Consider the following 18502-nt stretch of genomic DNA (forward strand, 5'->3'; position numbering starts at 1 on the left):
GGAGAGGAGATCTCGATGACGCGCCTTGATTCCCGCACGCAGGCCGTGGCGAACCCGGTTTTTGTAAGCGCCGCCCAGCGTTTCGGCATCATCGAAAGACCCGAGCTTGCCTTCACGCCGGCAGTCGCGCGCGAGACGGAGCACCTCTACGAGAAGGTCAAGGACTTCATCCCGGCGATCGAATGGCCGGTCTATGCTCCCTATGTTCACGCCATCAACCGGCTGAAAAAAGAGCGCAACGCCGTCATCCTCGCGCATAACTACCAGACCCCGGATATCTTCCATTGCGTCGCCGATATCGTCGGCGACTCGCTGCAGCTTGCGCGCGACGCCAGCAAGGTCGATGCCGAGATCATCATCCAGTGTGGCGTTCACTTCATGGCCGAGACCTCCAAGCTGTTGAGCCCGGAAAAGACGGTGCTGATCCCGGACGGCAAGGCCGGCTGCTCGCTGTCGGAATCGATTACCGGAGCGGACGTGCGGCTGCTGAAGCAGCGCTACCCCGGCGTTCCGGTCGTTACCTATGTCAACACCTCTGCCGACGTGAAGGCCGAAACCGACATCTGCTGCACCTCGTCGAACGTGCTTGCGGTTGTCGAAAGCTTCGCCTCGGACACGGTGCTGTGCATCCCGGACGAGTATCTGGCCATGAATGTCGCGCGCCAGACCAACAAGAAGATCCTCACCTGGAAGGGCCACTGCGAGGTGCACGAGCGCTTCACTGCCGCCGAACTGCTGGCCTACAAGGAAGCCAATCCGGGCATCGAGATCATCGGTCATCCCGAGTGCCACCCGGACGTGATCGCGGTCTGCGATTTCGCCGGCTCGACATCCGGCATGATCAACTATGTCAAGGACCACCGCCCCTCGAAGGTCCTGCTCGTCACCGAATGCTCGATGGCGTCGAACATCCAGGCGGAGATCGAGGGCGTCGAGTTCGTCAAGCCCTGCAATCTCTGTCCGCACATGAAGCGCATCACACTGCCGAAGATCCTCGACAGCCTGCTCACCATGACGGAAGAGGTGCTGGTCGATCCGGCGATCGCCGATCGGGCGCGCCTTGCTGTCGAACGCATGGTCAACCTCAAGCAATAACACCTGCCGGGAAGGCCCGGCATACAAGCATGCGCTGGAGGAGAGCCGCACCATGCTGAGAGATCATTTTCGCCCGCAATCCTTCAATGGGATTGACGATATCGTCATCGTCGGCGGCGGCCTTGCAGGCCTCTTCTGCGCGCTGAAGCTCAGCCCCCGGCCGGTTACCATTCTCGCCGCAGCCCCGATCGGCCACGGCGCCTCGTCGGCCTGGGCGCAGGGCGGTATCGCCGCGGCGATGAGCCCCGGCGACACCTTCGAAAAGCATGTCGCCGACACGTTGACGGCGGGCGCCGGCATCGTTGACGAGAAGATGACGCGCATGATGGTGGCCGAAGGCCCGGCGCGCATCCATGACCTCTTGGAATATGGCGTTCCCTTCGACCGCGACCTCGAAGGCAAGTTGATCCTGTCGCGCGAGGCTGCTCATTCCGAGCGCCGCATCGTGCGCGTCAAGGGCGACATGGCCGGCAAGGCGATCATGGAAGCGCTGATCACGGCGGTGCGCAACACGCCCTCGATCCGCGTCATCGAAGGCTATGTGGTCGAAGAACTGGTGCGCGAAGGCCGTTTCATCTCCGGTGTCATCGCCCGGCCGGATGCCGGTCAGTCGAAGAAGCGCGTTTCGTTTCCGGCGCGGGCCGTGGTTCTGTGCTCGGGTGGCATCGGCCACCTCTATGCGGTGACGACCAACCCTTGGGAAGCTTGCGGCCAAGGTCTCGGCATGGCTGCACGGGCAGGGGCGATCATCGCCGATCCGGAATTCGTCCAGTTTCACCCGACCGCCATCAATATCGGCAAGGATCCGGCGCCGCTGGCGACCGAGGCATTGCGCGGCGATGGCGCACAGCTCATCAACGCGGCCGGGCACCGCTTTATGCTCGACATTCACCCGGACGGCGAGCTTGCCCCGCGCGACATCGTTTCGCGCGGCGTATTCGCCGAGGTTCAGGCTGGCCGCGGCGCGTTTCTCGATTGCACCAAGGCCGTCGGCAAACATTTCCCGGAAATGTTCCCGACGGTCTATGCCTCCTGCATCGGTGCCGGCATCGATCCGGTGACGCAACCGATCCCGGTCGTGCCGGCGGTGCACTACCATATGGGTGGCGTCCTCACGGATGCCGAAGGCCGCACCTCGATCGACGGCCTTTGGGCAGCGGGCGAAGTGACGTCGACCGGCGTGCACGGCGCCAATCGCCTCGCCTCCAATTCGCTGCTCGAAGCGGTGGTTTTTGCCGCCCGCATCGCCGAGAACATCAAGGGTACCCTGCCGACGCCGCAGCTCACCCAATGGGGCGACAATGCCGGGGAAAACGACGACCCGGTCACGGTCGAAGACAGCCCGCAGCTCACGGTCCTGCGTGGGCTGATGAGCGAATGCGTCGGCGTCATCAGGACGCGCGAAAGTCTGCTGCGGGCGATCCGCGAGATCTCGGCGCTCGAGCGCGACAATGCGCGCATGCGCTTCACCAATATCCTGACCACGGCCAAGCTGATCGCGGTTGGCGCCCTTCGCCGCACCGAGAGCCGCGGCGGCCACTACCGCGCCGATTGCCCGTCGGAGCAGCCGGAATGGCGTCGCCGCACCTACCTGACGCTTTCCGAGGCGAACCGCCTGGCGGCTGAACTCACGGAAACCGAAACGGCCTGACCGTGACGTCGTCATGGCCGCCGCAGTTGAGAATACAAGCAGGGAATAACGACCAGATGACCGCAGCCCTTCGCCCCGAACTGCCCGCCCTCATGGTCGAGGATCAGGTGCGCGCCGCTTTGCTCGAAGATCTCGGCCGCGCCGGCGACATTACGACCCTGTCGACGATCGGGCCGGAAATGACGGCAACAGCCGGCATGAACGCGCGTGATCCCGGGGTGGTTGCCGGGCTCGAACTCGCGCGCACGGCGTTCCGGCTCGTCGATCCGTCCATCGTCTTCGAGGCTCTGGTCGCCGACGGCGACCGTGTGGCGCCGGGAACCGCGATTGCCCGCATCTCCGGCCGTGCCCGCGGGCTGCTCTCGGCCGAGCGCGTCGGCCTGAACTTCCTCATGCATCTCTCGGGCATTGCCACCTATACGGCGACGTTCGCCGACGAAATTGCCCATACGCGCGCAAAGGTCTGCTGCACGCGCAAGACGATCCCGGGACTGCGTGCGCTGGAGAAATACGCCGTGCGCCTCGGCGGTGGCTCCAACCATCGCTACGGCCTCGACGACGCGGTGCTGATCAAGGACAACCACATCGCCGTCTCCGGCGGCGTTGCCGCCGCCGTGCACGCGGCCCGCGCCTATTGCGGTCATCTGGTCAAGATCGAGATCGAGGTCGATGGCCTCGACCAGATGCGCGAGGCGCTGACTGCCGCACCCGACGTCATCCTGCTCGACAATATGGGGCCGGAGCGCCTGCGCGAAGCAGTTGCCATCAATGCCGCCCATTGGCAGCTTGGCGGTGACGCCTATGCCGCCGACCCGCGGCGCACGCGCCTCGAAGCCTCCGGCAACGTCAAGATCGACACGGTCCGCGCCATCGCCGAGACCGGCGTCGATTATATCTCGACGTCCAAGATCACCATGGCCGCGCCAACGCTCGACATCGGGTTGGACGTTGCGATCAAACGCTAAAGTTCCGCGGCAAAGCTTTAAGCGCCCCGCGCAAATCCATGAATCGATTCCGGTTTAAGGCATTGTCGAGTGACCGTTGGCGCAGTTGAGGCGTGCGTTATCGCTGCTGGATGAACGGGCAGACGATGCGCTGGTCGATGGTGATCTCCGTGCCGCAGTCATAGCGACAGATCTTGAACTGCCCCCGCCTATCCTGGCCATTGAGGTTGCAGATCGTCACACCGGGTTGGCCGCCGCCAAACCCGGGTTGGCCGCCGCCCATCTGGTTGTTCTTGAAGTAGTCGGGTATCGCCGTATTACCCCGCGGGTTCGGTACGACCGGCTGGTCCGAACGGTTGTTGAAATAGTCGGGGACCGCCTTGCTCCCCTGCGGGTTCGGCAGGATAGGCTGATCGGTCAGGAGGCTGGTGAGCAGCGCAAGCGCAAGCAACATGTGTTCTTCCTCAGAGCATTTCCAGGAAAAGTGCGGAGCGGTTTTCCGTCAGGAAATGCGCGAAAACAAAGAGCTGGAGCGTTTCTGTGATTCCGTTTCAACCGGAAACGCTCTGGCCGGCCGGAGCCTGCACAATATCCGATCGAACGAATGTAGCGCGCACTTGCCGAAGTGTAAGAAGCAGCCTGCACTTTATCCGTTCGGTCGCCAGCATAGATGCCCGACCGCTTCCGTCTGCGAATATCATGCGGAGGAGGAGCGGCCACCCACCTTGAGGCCGGGCGCGGGCCGTTCGTCGAGGATCTGGCGACGGAAGCGGAAGAGTGCCGCCGGCCTTCCGCCGGTCGACGCCAGCGTCATGCCGGTCGGCTCGACCAGCTCGGCGCCTTCGACCAGCCGCCGAAAATTCTGTTTGTGCAAATGGCGGCCGGAAATAGCCTCCACGGTTGCCTGCAAATCGGTGAGGGTGAATTCGGGCGGCATCAGCTCGAAGATGACCGGCCTGTATTTGATCTTGCCGCGCAGGCGGGCAATTGCGGTCGCGACGATGCGGCGGTGATCATGGCGCATGGCCTGTCCTGCCGCTGGATTGTCCTGCTCCCGGCTACGGCCGTCGATCACCGCCTCGCGCACGAGACCCGCTTCGTAGAGCAGTTCATAGCGCTCCAGCACCCGTTCCTCGTCCCAGGGGAAATCGCCGAGGCCGAAGGCAAGCCGGATGCGCGCGCGCCGCTGCGCGCTTGGGGCCATGCGCTCGTCATCGGACGTGCCAAGCTCCCAGCGGGAGAGGGCAGGCAGGATCATCTGGTCGAGGATGGCAGGGCGACCCTGCCGCCAGTCCTCCCAGGGCAGGTAACCGTACCAGTCGCGCCAGTGCGCGCCGGCCCCGGCCAGGCGCTCGGTGTTTTCGGTATCGGTCTGCGTCAGGGCGAGATAGCCGACCGAAACCATGTGCTTGCCCTCTTCGCCCGGCAGCCGCTGCCGTCCGCGGTCGCCGAAGGTGTAGAGCTGCTCGATATAGCCGAGCTTGAGCGCGGTGCGTTTTTCCACACGGTCGCGCAGGCTGGTCTCGAAGGTGCGGTGGCGAGCGGGATCGAAGGGGCCGAAGGGCAGGCTGTCCCGTGCGTCGCCATCCGCCTCGTTGATCGCCAGAATGCGCGGGCTGCGGTTGACGACGGCGACGATCGCCGCGTTGAGACCGATTTCGACGGTGACCGCCTGCATCTCAGTCGCCAACATGGGCTCCTTCGGCAACAAGCGGCAGCACGAAGGGAACATTGCCGTCGGTATCGGCGCCGCGGCCGATCGAGCGCACGGCAGCGACGAGCCGCCCGCCACGGGATAAGACGGCGTCACCGATTTCGACAAGCCGGGTGTTGGGCGTCGCATAGGGCGAGGCGAGCCTCAGTCGCTCGACCAGTTCCCGGTCTTCCTGCTCGGGCTCCACCGCAAGCGCTGCGATAAGAGCCGCAGCCGGAGACCGGGAAACGCCCATCCAGCAATGAACGAGCATCGAGCGCGCGCGGTCCCAGTCTTTGGCGAAGGCGACGATCTGCTGGACGTGCTCTTCCTGCGGGGCGATGAGCCCGCCGGTGCCGGCAAAGCTGATATCGTTCATCCCCAGCGTCAGGTGCCGTGCCTTGGAGATGACCGCCGGGCGGTGGAAATCCTGGCCCTTGGCGACAAGGCTCAGCATTTCCGTGCAGCCGTGGCGGACGGCCATTTCGGCGATGCGGGCAAGCGGCGATACGACGATCCGGGACATCTCAGGCATCCACCTTCGCAGCGGCGCGTTCCGCCTCGAGAGCGGCGAAACGCTCGGTAAACAGACGCTGGGCCTCGACGGCCGGCAAGGGGTCGATCAGCAGGCTGTCGCGGGTGATGCCGCGCGGCTGCCCAAAGAACTTTCGCGCTTCTTCTGTCGCGAAGCCGGCAAGCGCTGTCGCTTCGAAATAGGCGGCGATATGATCTGCCTTCTTGATCCGGTCCTTCAATTCCCTAGAGCAATGGGCAGGCAGGCCGAAGCGTAAATGGATGGCGCTTTCCAGCCGGTTCTCGACCAGCTTGTAGCCACCGCCGACCACGGCCTTGAAGGGAGAGATCATGTCGCCGATCACATATTCCGGCGCGTCGTGCAGCAGCGCCATCAGGCAGTCGTCGGCGTTGCACTTGTAGCTCCGACGAAAGATATCCTCGACGATGAGGCTGTGCTGGGCGACGGAGAAGGCGTGGTCGCCAGCCGTCTGGCCGTTCCATCGCGCAACGCGGGCAAGGCCGTGGGCGATGTCGCTGATTTCGACATCGAGCGGCGACGGATCCAGCAGATCGAGCCGCCGTCCGGAAAGCATGCGTTGCCAAGCGCGCGCCGAGGTCATGCGCTTGCCTCGTCGGCGCTGGTGGGGAAGGCAAGCCCCGTCCATTCCGGCAGCGTCAGCGTCACGGGCACGTCGCCTGCAAGAAGGTCGACGCCGTTAGCCATCGCTTCCCCGGCCTTGTCGATGCGCACGATCGCCAATGCCGATGCGTCACGCACCGTGCCGAGCGTGCCGATCGGCTTGCCGTCTGCCGTTATCGCCGTGCCGCTCGGCGGGAGTGCTGATGCGCCGGCAACGATCACCACGCGGCGGCGCGGCGCGCCGCGATGCTGCATGCGCGAGACGACCTCCTGGCCGACATAGCAGCCCTTGCGGAAGGAGAGCGCGTCGTTCTTGTCCATCAGCACATCGTGCGGGAAGGCGTCCTGCAGCGCGTAGTCGAGACCGGAAACAGCAATGCCGGAAACGATCCGGAGTCGCTCGAGGTCGGCCGCGTCAGCCGCGTCCGTCTCGGTCTCATCATAGGAACGGAACACCGCAGCACCGGCCTTCTCGAAGCGGTGATCACGATAACCCGCTGCCTGCGGCTCGTCGAAGGCGATGATGGTGGGCGTCGACGTGTCGAGCGACAGGACCACCGCAGAACGCAGCTTGTACATGGTCAGACGCTTCAAGAGGGCCTCGGCCTGGTCGGCAGCGGTTTCCAGCCTGAAGCCGTCGCCGTCGCGGGAAATCATGAAGTCGAACAGGATCTTGCCCTGCGGCGTCAGCAGCGCGCCGGGCCTTGCCTCATCGGGTGCGAGGGCATCGAGGTCGGTGGTGATCAACCCTTGGAGAAGATCTTCCGCATCCTTGCCGGAAACGGAGACGATCGCGCGGTCGTCGAGGCGAACTCTGGGCATGGCTCGAATCCTGTTCACATTGCCGAACAGGTAGGATGTTCAGGGATGAACGGCAAGCGTATCGCCGGCGTTTAGAGCGCTTCATCTTTAAACGGAAGCGATTCTGTTGGCTCAAAACGGCCGTTCCACACGAAGGATGGCGCAGAGCGATGCGGATCCATCGGGCAAGCCATCCGACACAGTGGGCGGCCGTTTTCAGCCAACCCGAAGGGCCGGATGAATTTCGGCCATTGCCGGCGGCGGCCGTCTCGACCGCAGCTTCTGCTGCGCTCTTCGCCAGCCGCCTTGGTCCTGGCCGAAATTCCTTCCGGCAGAATGCTTCTGTTTAAAGATGAAGCGCTCTAGTCGCCGGCGATGAAAAATTTCCACTTCCCGTCGGGCATGATGCCGACGCGATAGAAGTTGTAGCTGCCGAATTCTTCCATGTCGGCAAAATCGCCCGCCGTCACCAGTCGGAAGAGGTCCACTTTTTCGGGGGCGGTCAGCGAGGACAGCGGTTTTTCGGCGAAATAGGGCCAGACATAGGCTTCCTGCGGCGTACCCTTGTCGACCTGCACGAAGCCGGTCGAAAGCACGTCGAGCAGGATCGCCAGGATCTCGACGCCGTCCTGGTCACCCGACAGGCTTTTCAGGACTGCGATCGGGTCTTCGTCGGCGCTGACACCGGTGACTTGGGTCTGTGTCGGGCCCTTGCCGAGAAGCGGCCGCAGCCGCTCGATGTCGCCGGAGGCGGCCGCCTCGACGATCAACTCGCGCATGCGCGCCACGGGAGCCGGTATCTTGGAAACGTCGCTCAGCACTTCGATGGGGTCGACCGTCTTCGGCTCCTCGGCGGCCGGATCGTCCTTCTTCACGGTCGCCGACTTGTTGATCAGCGGGTCCGGCATCGGGATTTCGAGCGGGATCTTTTCTTCCTGATCCGGTTCGTCATCCACAGGCTCGGCAGACGGAGGGGGGGCGTTCTGGTCGCTCGCGACTGCATTGGGCGCCTCTTGCAATTCGCTGAGCGCAAATGCGGGCGACGTCATAACCGGAACGCTCAGCGCGACACCGGCCAGAAGCAGCGTAACAAGGCGAACCGGAGAGGTCCGGTTTGCATGGTTCCGGCTCATAAGGGCAGTCCTGATATCACTGAAGCGAGCGTTGGGGCGAAAATTCACCGGCGAGCATGCGCTCGCGAAGCGAATTGAGCATCGCTTCCGCACCGTCTTCACCATGAAGCCGAACGGTTTCCCGCATGGCTAGAGCGATGGCCGCATCGGCGATGATTTCTGGCTCGATGCCATCAGCCATGCCATCCGCCCAGGCCTCGTTCTGGTGTTCCAGCGCTGCCTGCATTTTCTCGTGGACGATCATGTCATCGATGTCGGTCAGGCTTGGTTCCATCATTCGTTCCATGCGACTTCCATTGCTGCAAGTGGCTCACTTTAACGTCGCCCGGCTGAACCTCAACTGAACGACTGTGACTCGGTTGGCACTTCTTACCACTCTCTTAACGAACTTAGCAGCCTTTTCCCGAAACGACACGGGGTCGTGAGAAAAGAGGTTAATTTATTGCTAATTTCCAAAGCGGGCGACGATTTCTGACGCAAGTGTTGCTCCTTCGGCACGATATCTTTGCTCGGCAACGATCGCCGGCTGCGTACATGTCGTGTAGACGGAGGCGAAGGTGCGATACCCCCGGTTGAAGGCAGCGGTCATCCGCTCGCGCCTTTTTTCCTCGTTGGCGGTTTCCTTGTCGATCAGTTCCTGCATCGAGCGCCGCCAGACATCCTCGGGCTCCTTGACGCAGAGATTGCGCAGATAGTGGACGGAGCCGAGAACCTCGGCGAGGCGAATCAGTCGCTGGTCGTAGGGCGTCGGTTTTTCCTCGACGACGACAGGGGCGGGCGCTTGCGCCTGCGTCTTGTCCTGCGGCGGTGCGGCCGTCTTCTGCGCCACAGCGGTGGTCGCCGCGGTGGCGAGCAGTAGGGTCGTCACGATCAGGCGGGTGATGGTCGGGCCGAATGTCATCATCCCATCAAGTCCGAATCAGCGGCTGTTTCAAGGCGTCCGCCCGTCTTTGCGTTTGCTGCAGCCTGAGCTGCCAGTTTTTCCACGCATTCGCGAACGCTGTCGGGAATGGGAAGCGCAAAGATCTCGTCAGGGGTGAACCAGCCGAGGCCGGCCGCATCGTCGCTGGCAACGGCGACAGCCGTCGCGTCCGCCTGCGCGCGGAATACGGAGAGGAAGAAATGCCGTCCTTCCGATTCCTTGCCTGGCAGATCGTAGGTTTCGAACAGCACGGGGCTACGGGCGCGAATGCCGGTCTCTTCCTGCAATTCGCGCAAGGCCGTCTGCTCCGGCGTTTCTCCCGGTTCGGCCCGGCCGCCCGGAAAGGCGTACATATCGGCGGACGGCGGATTGGCGCGTCGCACCAGGAGGTAACGGCCATCGCGTTCGAGAATGACGGAGGAGGCGAGTTCGGGCTGTTTCGGCATGATGGAATCAATTTCGATCGCTATCGTTGACCCATCCTACGTGAAGTGCCACATCCGTGTCATGTGCGGACGTTTTGCGCTGACGGCGACCCCAGAAGAATTGATGGAACTGTTCGGCCTGCTGGAAAGCGATGACTTTCCGGCGCGCTTCAATATTGCGCCGACGCAGCCGATCATCGTCGTCGTGGCTGCAGATGGCGGCGGGCCGGGCAGCAACCTGCCGGAGCGCAGGGCCCTTCTCGTTCGTTGGGGTTTCACGCCCGGCTGGGTCAAGGACCCCAGGGATTTTCCGCTGTTGACCAATGCCCGCGCCGAGACGGCGATCGAAAAGGCATCGTTTCGCGCCGCGATGCGCCACCGTCGCGTTCTGGTCCCGGCATCCGGCTTCTATGAATGGCATCGCCCCGCAAAGGGCAGCGGCGAGGCCTCGCAGGCCTATTGGATCCGTCCGCGAAAGGGCGGCATCGTCGCCTTTGCCGGCCTGATGGAGACATGGTCTTCCGCCGACGGCTCAGAAGTCGACACCGCCGCAGTCCTCACGACTAGCGCCAATCCGGTGATCGCGCCCATTCACGATCGCATGCCGATCGTGATCCAGCCGGAAGATTGTGCGCGCTGGCTGGACTGCAAGACGCAGGAGCCGCGCGACGTCCTCGATCTGATGGTGCCGACGTCGGAGGATTATTTCGAAGCGATCCCCGTATCCGACAGGGTCAACAAGGTCGCCAATGCGGGGCCAGATATTCAGGAGCCGGTCGTCCCACAGATGGCGCCGAAAGCACCCGCAAAGGACGTCAAGAACGGGGACAAGCCCGACGACGGGCAGATGTCCCTGTTCTGATCCGCGGATAGGTTTATGCCGGCTGTTTCTTCAGCTTGCCGGCGGGCTTTGCCTTCACCTGCAGGGCAGCGGCCAGCACGGCCTTAAGGCCGAGCGGACGATACTGCTGAACCAGATCGGCGGATGTCTTGGCGATGTCGGTGGTCTTGGCGGCCTTCACTTGCATGCACTCCTTGATGCTTTCCCTGGACCGGAAACTCCTCGTTGTCGCTTGCGTATACGACAACGACGCTCCTCCTCATTTTCTCCGGAGACAGGAACCGTGGTGTAGGGCCAAGCTGCACCGCGAATCTCTTTCCCGCGTGGCGATCCCAGATAAGCCAAATCATGACAAATCCATGACCATGCCTCAGCTTTGATAGTCGGCTGTGTTTGCATACGGCTGACCACTTGACCGACGCCATGCGAAGCGCGATAAGTGAGCCCATGAAAACGGTTACCTGCATTATCTGCCGGAAGATTATTCGCTAGCGCTTCGCTGGCCTGGCCGTTTTCGTCTCCCGAAATCCAAGATGACAAACGCGCGGGCCTCCCGGGCGCCGTATTTCTGACGGTCGCATGCGTATTGGAGATTTGGAATGGGCGGAGTGCCGACACTTAAGCTGTACAACACGCTGACACGGGAGAAGGTCGATTTTCGGCCGATCGATCCTGACAATGTCCGCGTGTATGTCTGCGGCCCGACCGTCTACGACTATGCCCATATCGGCAACGCCCGTCCGGTCATCGTCTTCGATATTCTTTTCCGACTGCTGCGCCATGTCTATGGCGCGCCGAAGGTGACCTATGTGCGCAACATCACCGACGTCGACGACAAGATCAACGCGCGCGCTTTGCGCGATTATCCCGGCCTGCCGCTGAACGAGGCGATCCGGCATGTGACCGAGAAGACCGAGACGCAGTTTCTCGAAGACGCCAAGTCGCTCGGCTGCCTCGATCCTGACGTGCAGCCGCGCGCGACCGACAATATTCCGCAGATGATCGACATCATCGACAAGCTGATCGCCAAGGGCCATGCCTACAAGGCCGGTGGCGAGGTGCTGTTCGATACCAAATCGATGCCGGACTACGGGCAGCTTTCCAAACGCAATCTCGACGAGCAGCAGGCCGGTGCCCGAGTCGCCGTCGAGGTGCACAAGAAGCACCCGGGCGATTTCGTGCTGTGGAAACTCTCGGCCGATCACGAGCCGGGCTGGGAGAGCCCATGGGGCAGGGGCCGCCCGGGCTGGCACATCGAGTGCTCTGCCATGAGCGGGCGTTATCTCGGCGAGGTCTTCGATATCCACGGCGGCGGGCTCGACCTCATCTTCCCGCACCACGAGAACGAGATTGCCCAGTCGCGTTGCGCCCACGGCACCGATGTGATGGCGAATGTCTGGATGCACAACGGCTTCCTGCAGGTCGAAGGCCGCAAGATGTCGAAGTCCGAAGGCAACTTCGTCACCATCTACGAACTGCTGCACACCGAAAAGTTCGGCGGCCGCAAATGGCCGGGCGACGTGCTACGCCTTGCCATGTTGATGACACACTACCGCGAGCCGATCGATTTCTCGATCAAGCGGCTGGAAGAGGCCGAGCACCTGCTGTCCAAATGGCCGGTGCCGGGCGACGCCAAGGGCGAGGTCGATCCGGCGATCGTCACAGCGTTGTCCGACGATTTGAACACGGTGGCGGCGGTTCAGGCGCTGCATGCGCTGGCGCAGAAGGCGGCCGGCGATCCGAGCCTGCGGGGCAGCTTTGCCGCAAGCGCGTGGTTGCTCGGCATCGTGCCGCAGGCCGTCGAACTCGACGAGGCTGTCGTGCACGAAGTCGATGGCCGCGTGCGGGTACGTCTCGAATTGCTCAAAGCCAAGGATTTCGCTGCGGCCGACAGGATCCGCGAAGATCTGCTGGCCCAAGGCATCCAGCTCAAGGACGGCAAGGACCCGGCGACCGGCGAACGCGTGACGACCTGGGAAGTGAAGCGGTGAAGATTGCCTGCCGTGTCCCCCTATTGCCCTTGGAGACCGCTGGTCTGAGCGGCAGGGGACGGCGGTCGCAGCTTGGCGGCATGAGGAGAGGCGCATGAAGGAGGAGTTCGTGCAATGATCGATCATACGGGCATCTCGGTTGCGGACTTCGACAAGGCGAAGTCGTTCTACGACAAGGCATTCGCCCCGCTCGGAGCATCGCTCCTGATGATGGTGCCGGCGGAGCATACCGGCGGCGTCAAGGTCGGCGGCTACGGTCGTGAACGTCCGGTCTTCTGGCTGCACGAGGCCGTCGCAGGTCCGGGGCGGCATTATGCTTTCACCGCACGCAGCCGCAGCGAAGTCGACGCTTTCTACGAAGCGGCCCTGTCTGCCGGCGGACGCGACAATGGCAAGCCGGGGCTGCGGCCGCACTACCATCCGGATTATTATGCCGCCTTCGTCTTCGATCCCGACGGTAACAATATCGAGGCGGTCTGCCATGCCCCGGCGTGAGGAGATGTCGTGATGAGCCTCGACAACAAGCCGTATCATACCGGCGGCTGCCAATGCGGTGCCGTGCGATTCCGCGTCGAGGGCGTTCTCGGTGACGCGTCGGTCTGCCATTGCCGCATGTGCCAGAAGGCGAGCGGAAACTTCTACCTGCCCCTGGTGTCGGTTCGGGGTGCGCATGTCACCTGGACGCGCGGCGAGCGCAAACGCTTCCAGTCATCCAATTTCGGCTGGCGTGGTTTTTGCGGCGATTGCGGCACGCCGCTGACCTACGAGGCACCGGATGGCATGGCACTGGCAATCGCCGCCTTCGACGAACCGCACGGGATCGTGCCGACAATCCAATGGGGCATCGAGGGCAAGTTGCCCTATGTCGACCAAGTGCCTGAGCTTCAGGGCGAGGAGACGATGGCCGATGCCGACGCCGTGTCCTTCCTTGCCGATCTCGTATCCTATCAGCACCCCGACCACGACACTGAAACCTGGCCCCCGGAGGACAAGAAATGACGGACACGGTTAGAACAGGCGGATGCCAATGCGGCGCGGTTCGTTTCCGCATCCGCGGGCAGCTCGGCCGTCCGTCGATCTGCCATTGCCGCATGTGCCAGAAGCAGTTCGGCTCCTTCTTCTCCGCGCTGGTGACAGCGCCGAAGGATGGCATCGAGTGGACGCGCGACGAACCGAGCTATTTCCAGTCTTCGGTCAATATCGATCGCGGTTTCTGCCCGAAATGCGGCACCCCGATGACCTACCGCCATCCCGGCGGCGTGGAGATTGCCATCGGGACCTTCGACGATCGCAGCGATTTGGCGCCGCAGATACAGGTCAATTATGCCTCGCGGCTCCCCTGGGTCGAGACCATCTTCGACCAGCCGGTGCTGACGGATCCGGATTTCTATAGCAGGCAGGAGAGCATCATTTCCTTCCAGCACCCCGATCACGAGACCGAGCAATGGCACGAACCGGGAGTGTTCAGATGACGATCTCGCGCATCTTTACCGGCGGATGCCAGTGCGGAGCGGTCCGCTACCGCGCCGAAGGTGTATTGGCAGATGCGCATATCTGTCACTGTCGCATGTGCCAGAAGGCAGCCGGCAATTACTTCATGCCGCTCGCCAACATCGCCCGCGACAATTTCGACATTACTCGCGGACAGCCATCCTGGTTCCGCTCGTCTCATCTGGTGCGCCGCGGCTTCTGCCACGATTGCGGAACGCCGCTCTTCTACGACATGCCGGACGAGGATTTCCTCAACATCGTGCTCGGCTCGCTCGACGACCCGGACGATCTGCTGCCGGTTTATCAGTCGGGAGTAGAGTCGCGCATGGTGTGGTTCGCGCGGCTGGCGAAACTGCCCGAAAGGCAAACCGACGACGGCAGCGAATTGTCCGCCACCCGACACTTGCTCGTGCTCGAAACGAACCGCCAGCATCCCGACTACGATACGGTGCACTGGCCACTCATGAGAGACTGATGATGACTGCTGCATTGCGCACGCTCTACCCGGAAATCGAACCCTATGCGTCGGGCCACCTCGACGTCGGCGACGGGCACTCCGTCTATTGGGAACGGGTGGGAACGCCGGGGGCCAAGCCGGCGGTGTTCCTGCATGGCGGGCCTGGCGGCACGATCTCGCCGAACCATCGCCGGCTGTTCGACCCCAAACTTTACGACGTGACGTTGTTTGATCAGCGCGGTTGCGGCAAGTCGACGCCGCATGCTGAGATCGAAGCCAACACCACTTGGCACCTCGTCGCCGATATCGAACGCCTGCGTGAGATGGCAGGGGCCGAAAAATGGCAGGTGTTCGGCGGGTCCTGGGGATCGACGCTGGCACTCGCCTACGCGGAAAAACACCCTGACCGCGTCACGGAGCTGGTGCTGCGCGGCATTTATACGCTGACCAAGGCGGAGCTCAACTGGTACTATCAGTTCGGCGTCTCGGAGATGTTTCCGGACAAATGGGAGCGTTTCATCGCACCGATCCCCGAGAACGAGCGCCATGAGATGATGCATGCCTATCACCGGCGCCTGACCAGCGAAAACAGGGCGACGCGGCTTGCGGCCGCCAAAAGCTGGAGCATCTGGGAAGGCGAGACGATTACGCTGCTTCCGGAACTGTCGACCAGCGGCCGGTTCGAGGAGGACGAGTTTGCCGATGCCTTTGCGCGCATCGAGAACCACTTCTTCGTCAATGCCGGCTGGATGGATGACGGGCAATTGCTGCGGGACGCCCATCGTCTGCGCGGCATCCCTGGCGTTATCGTCCAGGGACGCTACGACATGCCATGCCCGGCCAAATATGCCTGGCAATTGCACAAGGCCTGGCCCGAGGCCGACTTCCACCTGATCGAGGGGGCAGGGCACGCCTATTCCGAGCCCGGTATCCTCGACCAGCTGATCCGCGCCACGGACAAGTTCGCAGGCAAGACCGAATAACGACTGAGCATTATTGGAAACGAGCCATGACCAGGGAACGCATCTATCTCTTCGACACGACGCTACGGGACGGGCAGCAGACGCCCGGCATCGATTTTTCCGTCGAGGACAAGATCGCGATTAGCACCCTGCTCGACGATTTCGGCATGGATTATGTCGAAGGCGGTTACCCCGGCGCCAATCCGACCGATACGGACTTCTTCAAGCGCAAGCGCACGAAGAAGGCGTCCTTCGTCGCCTTCGGCATGACCAAGCGCGCCGGCGTTTCCGCCTCGAACGATCCGGGCCTTGCAGCCTTGCTCGAGGCAAAGAGCGATGCGATCTGTCTCGTGGCCAAGAGCTGGGATTACCACGTGGCAGTGGCGCTCGGCTGTTCCAACGAGGAAAACCTCGACAACATCCGGGCTTCCGTCGCCGCGGTCGTCGGTTCCGGCCGCGAGGCGATGGTCGACTGCGAGCATTTCTTCGACGGCTACAAGGCGAACCCCGCCTATGCGCTTGCCTGCGCCAAGACCGCCTTCGAAGCGGGCGCGCGCTGGATCGTCCTTTGCGATACCAATGGCGGCACGCAGCCGCACGAAGTGCGCGAGATCGTGTCGGCGGTCATCGCTGCCGGCGTGCCCGGCGCCAATCTCGGTATCCACGCCCATAACGATACGGGGCAGGCGATTGCCAATTCACTCGCCGCAGTCGAGGCCGGCGTCCGCCAGATACAGGGGACGCTGAACGGTATCGGCGAACGGTGCGGCAATGCCAATCTGGTGACGCTGATCCCCACTTTGGCGCTGAAAGAGATCTATTCCAGCCGGTTCGAAACGGCGATCGATGCCGATCGCCTGCAGGAACTGACGAAGCTGTCCCACGCCTTTGACGAGCTGTTGAACCGCTCGCCCGACATGCAGGCGCCCTATGTCGGTGCCTCGGCCTTTGCCACCAAGGCCGGCATTCACGCCTCGGCGCTTCTGAAGGATCCGCGCACCTACGAGCATATTGCTCCCGAAAGCGTCGGCAATCTGCGCAAGGTCATGGTGTCCGACCAGGGCGGCAAGGCCAACTTCATCAACGCCCTGAAGCGTCGCGGCATCGTCGTTGGCAAGGACGATCCCAAGCTCGACAAGCTGATCGCGATCGTCAAGGAACGCGAAGCGACCGGCTATGCCTATGAGGGTGCCGATGCGAGTTTTGCGCTGCTGGCAAGCCGCATCCTCGGAACGGTGCCGGATTTCTTCCATGTCGAAAGCTTCCGGGTGATGGTCGAGCGCCGCTTCGACGCCAACGGCCAGCTGAAGACCGTGTCGGAGGCGGTCGTTAAGGTCGTCGTCGATGGCGAGACCATGATGTCGGTCGCCGAGGGCCACGGCCCCGTCAACGCGCTCGACCTGGCTCTGCGCAAGGATCTCGGAAAATACCAGTCCGAGATCGAAGACCTTGAGCTTGCGGACTACAAGGTCCGTATTCTCAACGGCGGGACCGAGGCGATCACCCGCGTTCTGATCGAATCGACCGATGGCACGGGCGCGCGTTGGTGGACGGTGGGCGTTTCCGACAACATTATCGATGCCTCCTTCCAGGCGCTGATGGACAGTATCATTTTCAAGCTGTTGAAGAACCGCGACCATGTCGGGCTGATTGCGGCCGAGTAAACGCCTGGTTCAGAGAGCAGGGGCGCCCGCTTGGGCGCCGCTTCCCTTGCCTAAAGTATGAGCAAAATTCACCATCCGTTCACGGAAATGAATTGGTGCATTACCGGTCGTTGGAGTACGACGCCCCATGGGAGGCATCGTCGGCCGGTAGGGCTGCGCCTTCGACTAGAGCATTTCCAGGAAAAGTGCGGAGCGGTTTTCCGTCAGGAGATGCGTAAAAACAAAGAGATAGAGCGTATCTGCGACTCCGTCCAAAACGGAAACGCTGTAGCACCGGAGCGGGCGTCATCGCCGCGATAGCCTCCGGCGAATACATCAGGAAAAATGTCATGGCCGAGCCGAACGCGAAACTACCCGCAGAAAATACCGATTCCGCCAAGGGCTTCGCCTTTGCGCTCACGGCCTATCTGCTTTGGGGGTTCCTGCCTTTCTTCATGAAGGCGATCGCCCATATCCCGGCGCCGGAAGTGGTTGCGCACCGCATCGTCTGGTCGGTTCCGCTCGCGGGTCTCGTGCTGGTCTGGCTCGGGCGCACGGAAGACATCAAGGTGGCGCTTCGCTCGCCGCGCATGTTGCGCATGGCGGCCCTTACGGCCGTGCTCATCACCATCAACTGGGGCATCTATGTCTGGGCGATCGGCGCGGGCCGGGCGATCGAGACGGCGCTCGGTTACTATATCAATCCGCTGTTTTCGATTTTCCTCGGCGCTCTGTTGCTGAAGGAAAAGCCGAGCCCGGCACAGATGGTGGCGATCGCGCTGGCTGCTGCCGCTGTTGCCGTGCTTGCTTTCGATGCCGGCGGTCTGCCCTGGGTATCGATCGGGCTCTGCCTTTCCTGGGGCTTCTATGCCTTCTTCCGCAAGACGCTGCCGATCGGTCCGAACCAGGGTTTCTTCCTCGAAGTCCTGCTGCTCAGCATCCCGGCGATCGGCTACATCATCTGGCTCGAGGCCACCGGTAAGGGCCACTTCGGCGACCCCGGCATGGCCGATGTGCTGTGGCTGATGTCCTGCGGCATCGTCACCGCCATTCCGCTGATGATCTATGCCAATGGCGCCAAGCTTCTGCGGCTGTCGACCATCGGCATCATGCAGTACATCGCCCCGACGATGATCTTCCTGATCGCCGTCTTCGTCTTCCACGAGCCCTTCGGCACGGCAAAGCTGATCGCCTTCGCACTCATCTGGGCCGCACTGGTCATCTATTCCGGCGCAATGCTGGCGCAGAGCCGAGCGCGTCGTACGGAACAGGTCAGCCCGGCGGAATAACAAATCCG

The 18502-nt window shown here is 62.6% G+C and carries 22 protein-coding genes; 12 read left to right on the forward strand and 10 right to left on the reverse strand.

Going from position 1 to position 18502, the window contains the following annotated elements:
• Positions 1-15: 15 nt before the first annotated feature.
• The 3 genes from nadA to nadC are packed head-to-tail and all read left to right on the forward strand — an operon-like array spanning position 16 to position 3711.
• Positions 16-1095 (forward strand): quinolinate synthase NadA, encoded by a 1080-nt coding sequence (gene nadA, locus AC244_RS00345; protein WP_053246884.1) that lies wholly within the window; start codon positions 16-18, stop codon positions 1093-1095.
• 52 nt (positions 1096-1147) lie between these two features.
• A complete protein-coding gene (locus AC244_RS00350; RefSeq protein ID WP_053246885.1) occupies positions 1148-2746 on the forward strand; it encodes an L-aspartate oxidase in 1599 nt (532 codons plus the stop codon).
• A 56-nt stretch (positions 2747-2802) separates the two neighbouring features.
• On the forward strand, positions 2803-3711 hold the full coding sequence (gene nadC / locus AC244_RS00355) for a carboxylating nicotinate-nucleotide diphosphorylase (RefSeq protein WP_053246886.1): 909 nt from the start codon (positions 2803-2805) through the stop codon (positions 3709-3711).
• Between the two features lie 97 nt (positions 3712-3808).
• Here nadC and AC244_RS00360 read toward each other — a convergent pair whose 3' ends face one another.
• The 9 genes from AC244_RS00360 to AC244_RS00400 all read right to left on the reverse strand — a co-directional run bounded on the left by AC244_RS00360 (position 3809) and on the right by AC244_RS00400 (position 9844).
• Positions 3809-4144: a hypothetical protein gene (locus tag AC244_RS00360; RefSeq protein WP_053246887.1), complete on the reverse strand. Its 336-nt coding sequence runs from the start codon at positions 4142-4144 to the stop codon at positions 3809-3811.
• Between the two features lie 243 nt (positions 4145-4387).
• A complete protein-coding gene (locus AC244_RS00365; protein ID WP_053246888.1) occupies positions 4388-5383 on the reverse strand; it encodes an NUDIX hydrolase in 996 nt (331 codons plus the stop codon).
• Complete coding sequence (locus AC244_RS00370; protein WP_053247613.1) at positions 5370-5909, reverse strand: tyrosine phosphatase family protein; 540 nt, start codon at positions 5907-5909, stop codon at positions 5370-5372. Before AC244_RS00370 ends, AC244_RS00365 begins: the two co-directional genes overlap by 14 nt.
• A gap of 1 nt (position 5910) precedes the next feature.
• Positions 5911-6519, reverse strand: a complete 609-nt coding sequence (locus AC244_RS00375; protein WP_053246889.1) for a YfbR-like 5'-deoxynucleotidase — start codon at positions 6517-6519, stop codon at positions 5911-5913.
• Positions 6516-7361: a YgfZ/GcvT domain-containing protein gene (locus AC244_RS00380; protein WP_053246890.1), complete on the reverse strand. Its 846-nt coding sequence runs from the start codon at positions 7359-7361 to the stop codon at positions 6516-6518. Before AC244_RS00380 ends, AC244_RS00375 begins: the two co-directional genes overlap by 4 nt.
• A 341-nt stretch (positions 7362-7702) precedes the next feature.
• Positions 7703-8473 carry a hypothetical protein gene (locus tag AC244_RS00385; RefSeq protein ID WP_053246891.1) on the reverse strand — a complete coding sequence of 257 codons (771 nt, stop codon included), beginning with the start codon at positions 8471-8473 and terminating at the stop codon, positions 7703-7705.
• Positions 8474-8489: 16 nt separating this feature from the next.
• Positions 8490-8759, reverse strand: a complete 270-nt coding sequence (locus AC244_RS00390) for a hypothetical protein (protein ID WP_115420638.1) — start codon at positions 8757-8759, stop codon at positions 8490-8492.
• A gap of 159 nt (positions 8760-8918) precedes the next feature.
• Positions 8919-9374 carry a TIGR02301 family protein gene (locus AC244_RS00395; protein WP_053247615.1) on the reverse strand — a complete coding sequence of 152 codons (456 nt, stop codon included), beginning with the start codon at positions 9372-9374 and terminating at the stop codon, positions 8919-8921.
• Positions 9374-9844 carry an NUDIX hydrolase gene (locus AC244_RS00400; protein WP_053246892.1) on the reverse strand — a complete coding sequence of 157 codons (471 nt, stop codon included), beginning with the start codon at positions 9842-9844 and terminating at the stop codon, positions 9374-9376. Before AC244_RS00400 ends, AC244_RS00395 begins: the two co-directional genes overlap by 1 nt.
• Positions 9845-9902: 58 nt before the next feature.
• Here AC244_RS00400 and AC244_RS00405 point away from each other — a divergent pair, with 58 nt between their 5' ends.
• A complete protein-coding gene (locus AC244_RS00405) occupies positions 9903-10682 on the forward strand; it encodes an SOS response-associated peptidase (protein WP_053247616.1) in 780 nt (259 codons plus the stop codon).
• Between the two features lie 13 nt (positions 10683-10695).
• Here AC244_RS00405 and AC244_RS37375 read toward each other — a convergent pair whose 3' ends face one another.
• Positions 10696-10848, reverse strand: a complete 153-nt coding sequence (locus AC244_RS37375; protein WP_167590824.1) for a hypothetical protein — start codon at positions 10846-10848, stop codon at positions 10696-10698.
• Positions 10849-11260: 412 nt separating this feature from the next.
• Between AC244_RS37375 and cysS the strand changes: the two genes are divergently transcribed.
• From cysS to rarD, 8 genes are all read left to right on the forward strand, one after another.
• Entirely contained in the window at positions 11261-12652 is a 1392-nt protein-coding gene (gene cysS / locus AC244_RS00410) for a cysteine--tRNA ligase (RefSeq protein ID WP_053246893.1), read from the forward strand.
• A gap of 114 nt (positions 12653-12766) precedes the next feature.
• Positions 12767-13147 carry a VOC family protein gene (locus AC244_RS00415; RefSeq protein ID WP_053246894.1) on the forward strand — a complete coding sequence of 127 codons (381 nt, stop codon included), beginning with the start codon at positions 12767-12769 and terminating at the stop codon, positions 13145-13147.
• A 12-nt stretch (positions 13148-13159) separates the two neighbouring features.
• Positions 13160-13651, forward strand: coding sequence for a GFA family protein (locus AC244_RS00420; RefSeq protein WP_053246895.1), 492 nt, complete (start codon positions 13160-13162; stop codon positions 13649-13651).
• Positions 13648-14124, forward strand: a complete 477-nt coding sequence (locus AC244_RS00425; RefSeq protein ID WP_053246896.1) for a GFA family protein — start codon at positions 13648-13650, stop codon at positions 14122-14124. The genes AC244_RS00420 and AC244_RS00425 overlap by 4 nt, the downstream gene beginning before the upstream one ends.
• The gene (locus AC244_RS00430) at positions 14121-14618 is read left to right on the forward strand and encodes a GFA family protein (RefSeq protein WP_053246897.1); all 498 of its coding nucleotides are present in this window, start codon (positions 14121-14123) and stop codon (positions 14616-14618) included. Before AC244_RS00425 ends, AC244_RS00430 begins: the two co-directional genes overlap by 4 nt.
• A 2-nt stretch (positions 14619-14620) precedes the next feature.
• Positions 14621-15583 carry a prolyl aminopeptidase gene (pip, locus tag AC244_RS00435; protein WP_053247617.1) on the forward strand — a complete coding sequence of 321 codons (963 nt, stop codon included), beginning with the start codon at positions 14621-14623 and terminating at the stop codon, positions 15581-15583.
• Positions 15584-15609: 26 nt separating this feature from the next.
• Complete coding sequence (gene cimA, locus AC244_RS00440) at positions 15610-17226, forward strand: citramalate synthase (protein WP_053246898.1); 1617 nt, start codon at positions 15610-15612, stop codon at positions 17224-17226.
• Positions 17227-17555: 329 nt separating this feature from the next.
• A complete protein-coding gene (gene rarD / locus AC244_RS00445) occupies positions 17556-18494 on the forward strand; it encodes an EamA family transporter RarD (protein WP_053246899.1) in 939 nt (312 codons plus the stop codon).
• Positions 18495-18502: the final 8 nt, after the last annotated feature.

This window comes from Ensifer adhaerens (assembly GCF_001270265.1).
GTDB lineage: Bacteria > Pseudomonadota > Alphaproteobacteria > Rhizobiales > Rhizobiaceae > Ensifer > Ensifer adhaerens_B.

What these genes read in the sequence shown, in the direction of transcription:
- cimA (WP_053246898.1), top strand. Translation starts at nt 15,610, where the DNA reads ATGACCAGGGAACGCATCTATCTCTTCGACACGACGCTACGGGACGGG.
- AC244_RS00430 (WP_053246897.1), top strand. Translation starts at nt 14,121, where the DNA reads ATGACGATCTCGCGCATCTTTACCGGCGGATGCCAGTGCGGAGCGGTC.
- AC244_RS00365 (WP_053246888.1), bottom strand. Translation starts at nt 5,383, where the DNA reads ATGTTGGCGACTGAGATGCAGGCGGTCACCGTCGAAATCGGTCTCAAC.
- rarD (WP_053246899.1), top strand. Translation starts at nt 17,556, where the DNA reads ATGGCCGAGCCGAACGCGAAACTACCCGCAGAAAATACCGATTCCGCC.
- nadC (WP_053246886.1), top strand. Translation starts at nt 2,803, where the DNA reads ATGACCGCAGCCCTTCGCCCCGAACTGCCCGCCCTCATGGTCGAGGAT.
- AC244_RS37375 (WP_167590824.1), bottom strand. Translation starts at nt 10,848, where the DNA reads ATGCAAGTGAAGGCCGCCAAGACCACCGACATCGCCAAGACATCCGCC.
- AC244_RS00350 (WP_053246885.1), top strand. Translation starts at nt 1,148, where the DNA reads ATGCTGAGAGATCATTTTCGCCCGCAATCCTTCAATGGGATTGACGAT.
- AC244_RS00360 (WP_053246887.1), bottom strand. Translation starts at nt 4,144, where the DNA reads ATGTTGCTTGCGCTTGCGCTGCTCACCAGCCTCCTGACCGATCAGCCT.
- AC244_RS00420 (WP_053246895.1), top strand. Translation starts at nt 13,160, where the DNA reads ATGAGCCTCGACAACAAGCCGTATCATACCGGCGGCTGCCAATGCGGT.
- cysS (WP_053246893.1), top strand. Translation starts at nt 11,261, where the DNA reads ATGGGCGGAGTGCCGACACTTAAGCTGTACAACACGCTGACACGGGAG.
- AC244_RS00395 (WP_053247615.1), bottom strand. Translation starts at nt 9,374, where the DNA reads ATGACATTCGGCCCGACCATCACCCGCCTGATCGTGACGACCCTACTG.
- AC244_RS00385 (WP_053246891.1), bottom strand. Translation starts at nt 8,473, where the DNA reads ATGAGCCGGAACCATGCAAACCGGACCTCTCCGGTTCGCCTTGTTACG.
- nadA (WP_053246884.1), top strand. Translation starts at nt 16, where the DNA reads ATGACGCGCCTTGATTCCCGCACGCAGGCCGTGGCGAACCCGGTTTTT.
- AC244_RS00370 (WP_053247613.1), bottom strand. Translation starts at nt 5,909, where the DNA reads ATGTCCCGGATCGTCGTATCGCCGCTTGCCCGCATCGCCGAAATGGCC.
- AC244_RS00375 (WP_053246889.1), bottom strand. Translation starts at nt 6,519, where the DNA reads ATGACCTCGGCGCGCGCTTGGCAACGCATGCTTTCCGGACGGCGGCTC.
- AC244_RS00390 (WP_115420638.1), bottom strand. Translation starts at nt 8,759, where the DNA reads ATGGAACGAATGATGGAACCAAGCCTGACCGACATCGATGACATGATC.
- pip (WP_053247617.1), top strand. Translation starts at nt 14,621, where the DNA reads ATGACTGCTGCATTGCGCACGCTCTACCCGGAAATCGAACCCTATGCG.
- AC244_RS00380 (WP_053246890.1), bottom strand. Translation starts at nt 7,361, where the DNA reads ATGCCCAGAGTTCGCCTCGACGACCGCGCGATCGTCTCCGTTTCCGGC.
- AC244_RS00425 (WP_053246896.1), top strand. Translation starts at nt 13,648, where the DNA reads ATGACGGACACGGTTAGAACAGGCGGATGCCAATGCGGCGCGGTTCGT.
- AC244_RS00415 (WP_053246894.1), top strand. Translation starts at nt 12,767, where the DNA reads ATGATCGATCATACGGGCATCTCGGTTGCGGACTTCGACAAGGCGAAG.
- AC244_RS00405 (WP_053247616.1), top strand. Translation starts at nt 9,903, where the DNA reads ATGTGCGGACGTTTTGCGCTGACGGCGACCCCAGAAGAATTGATGGAA.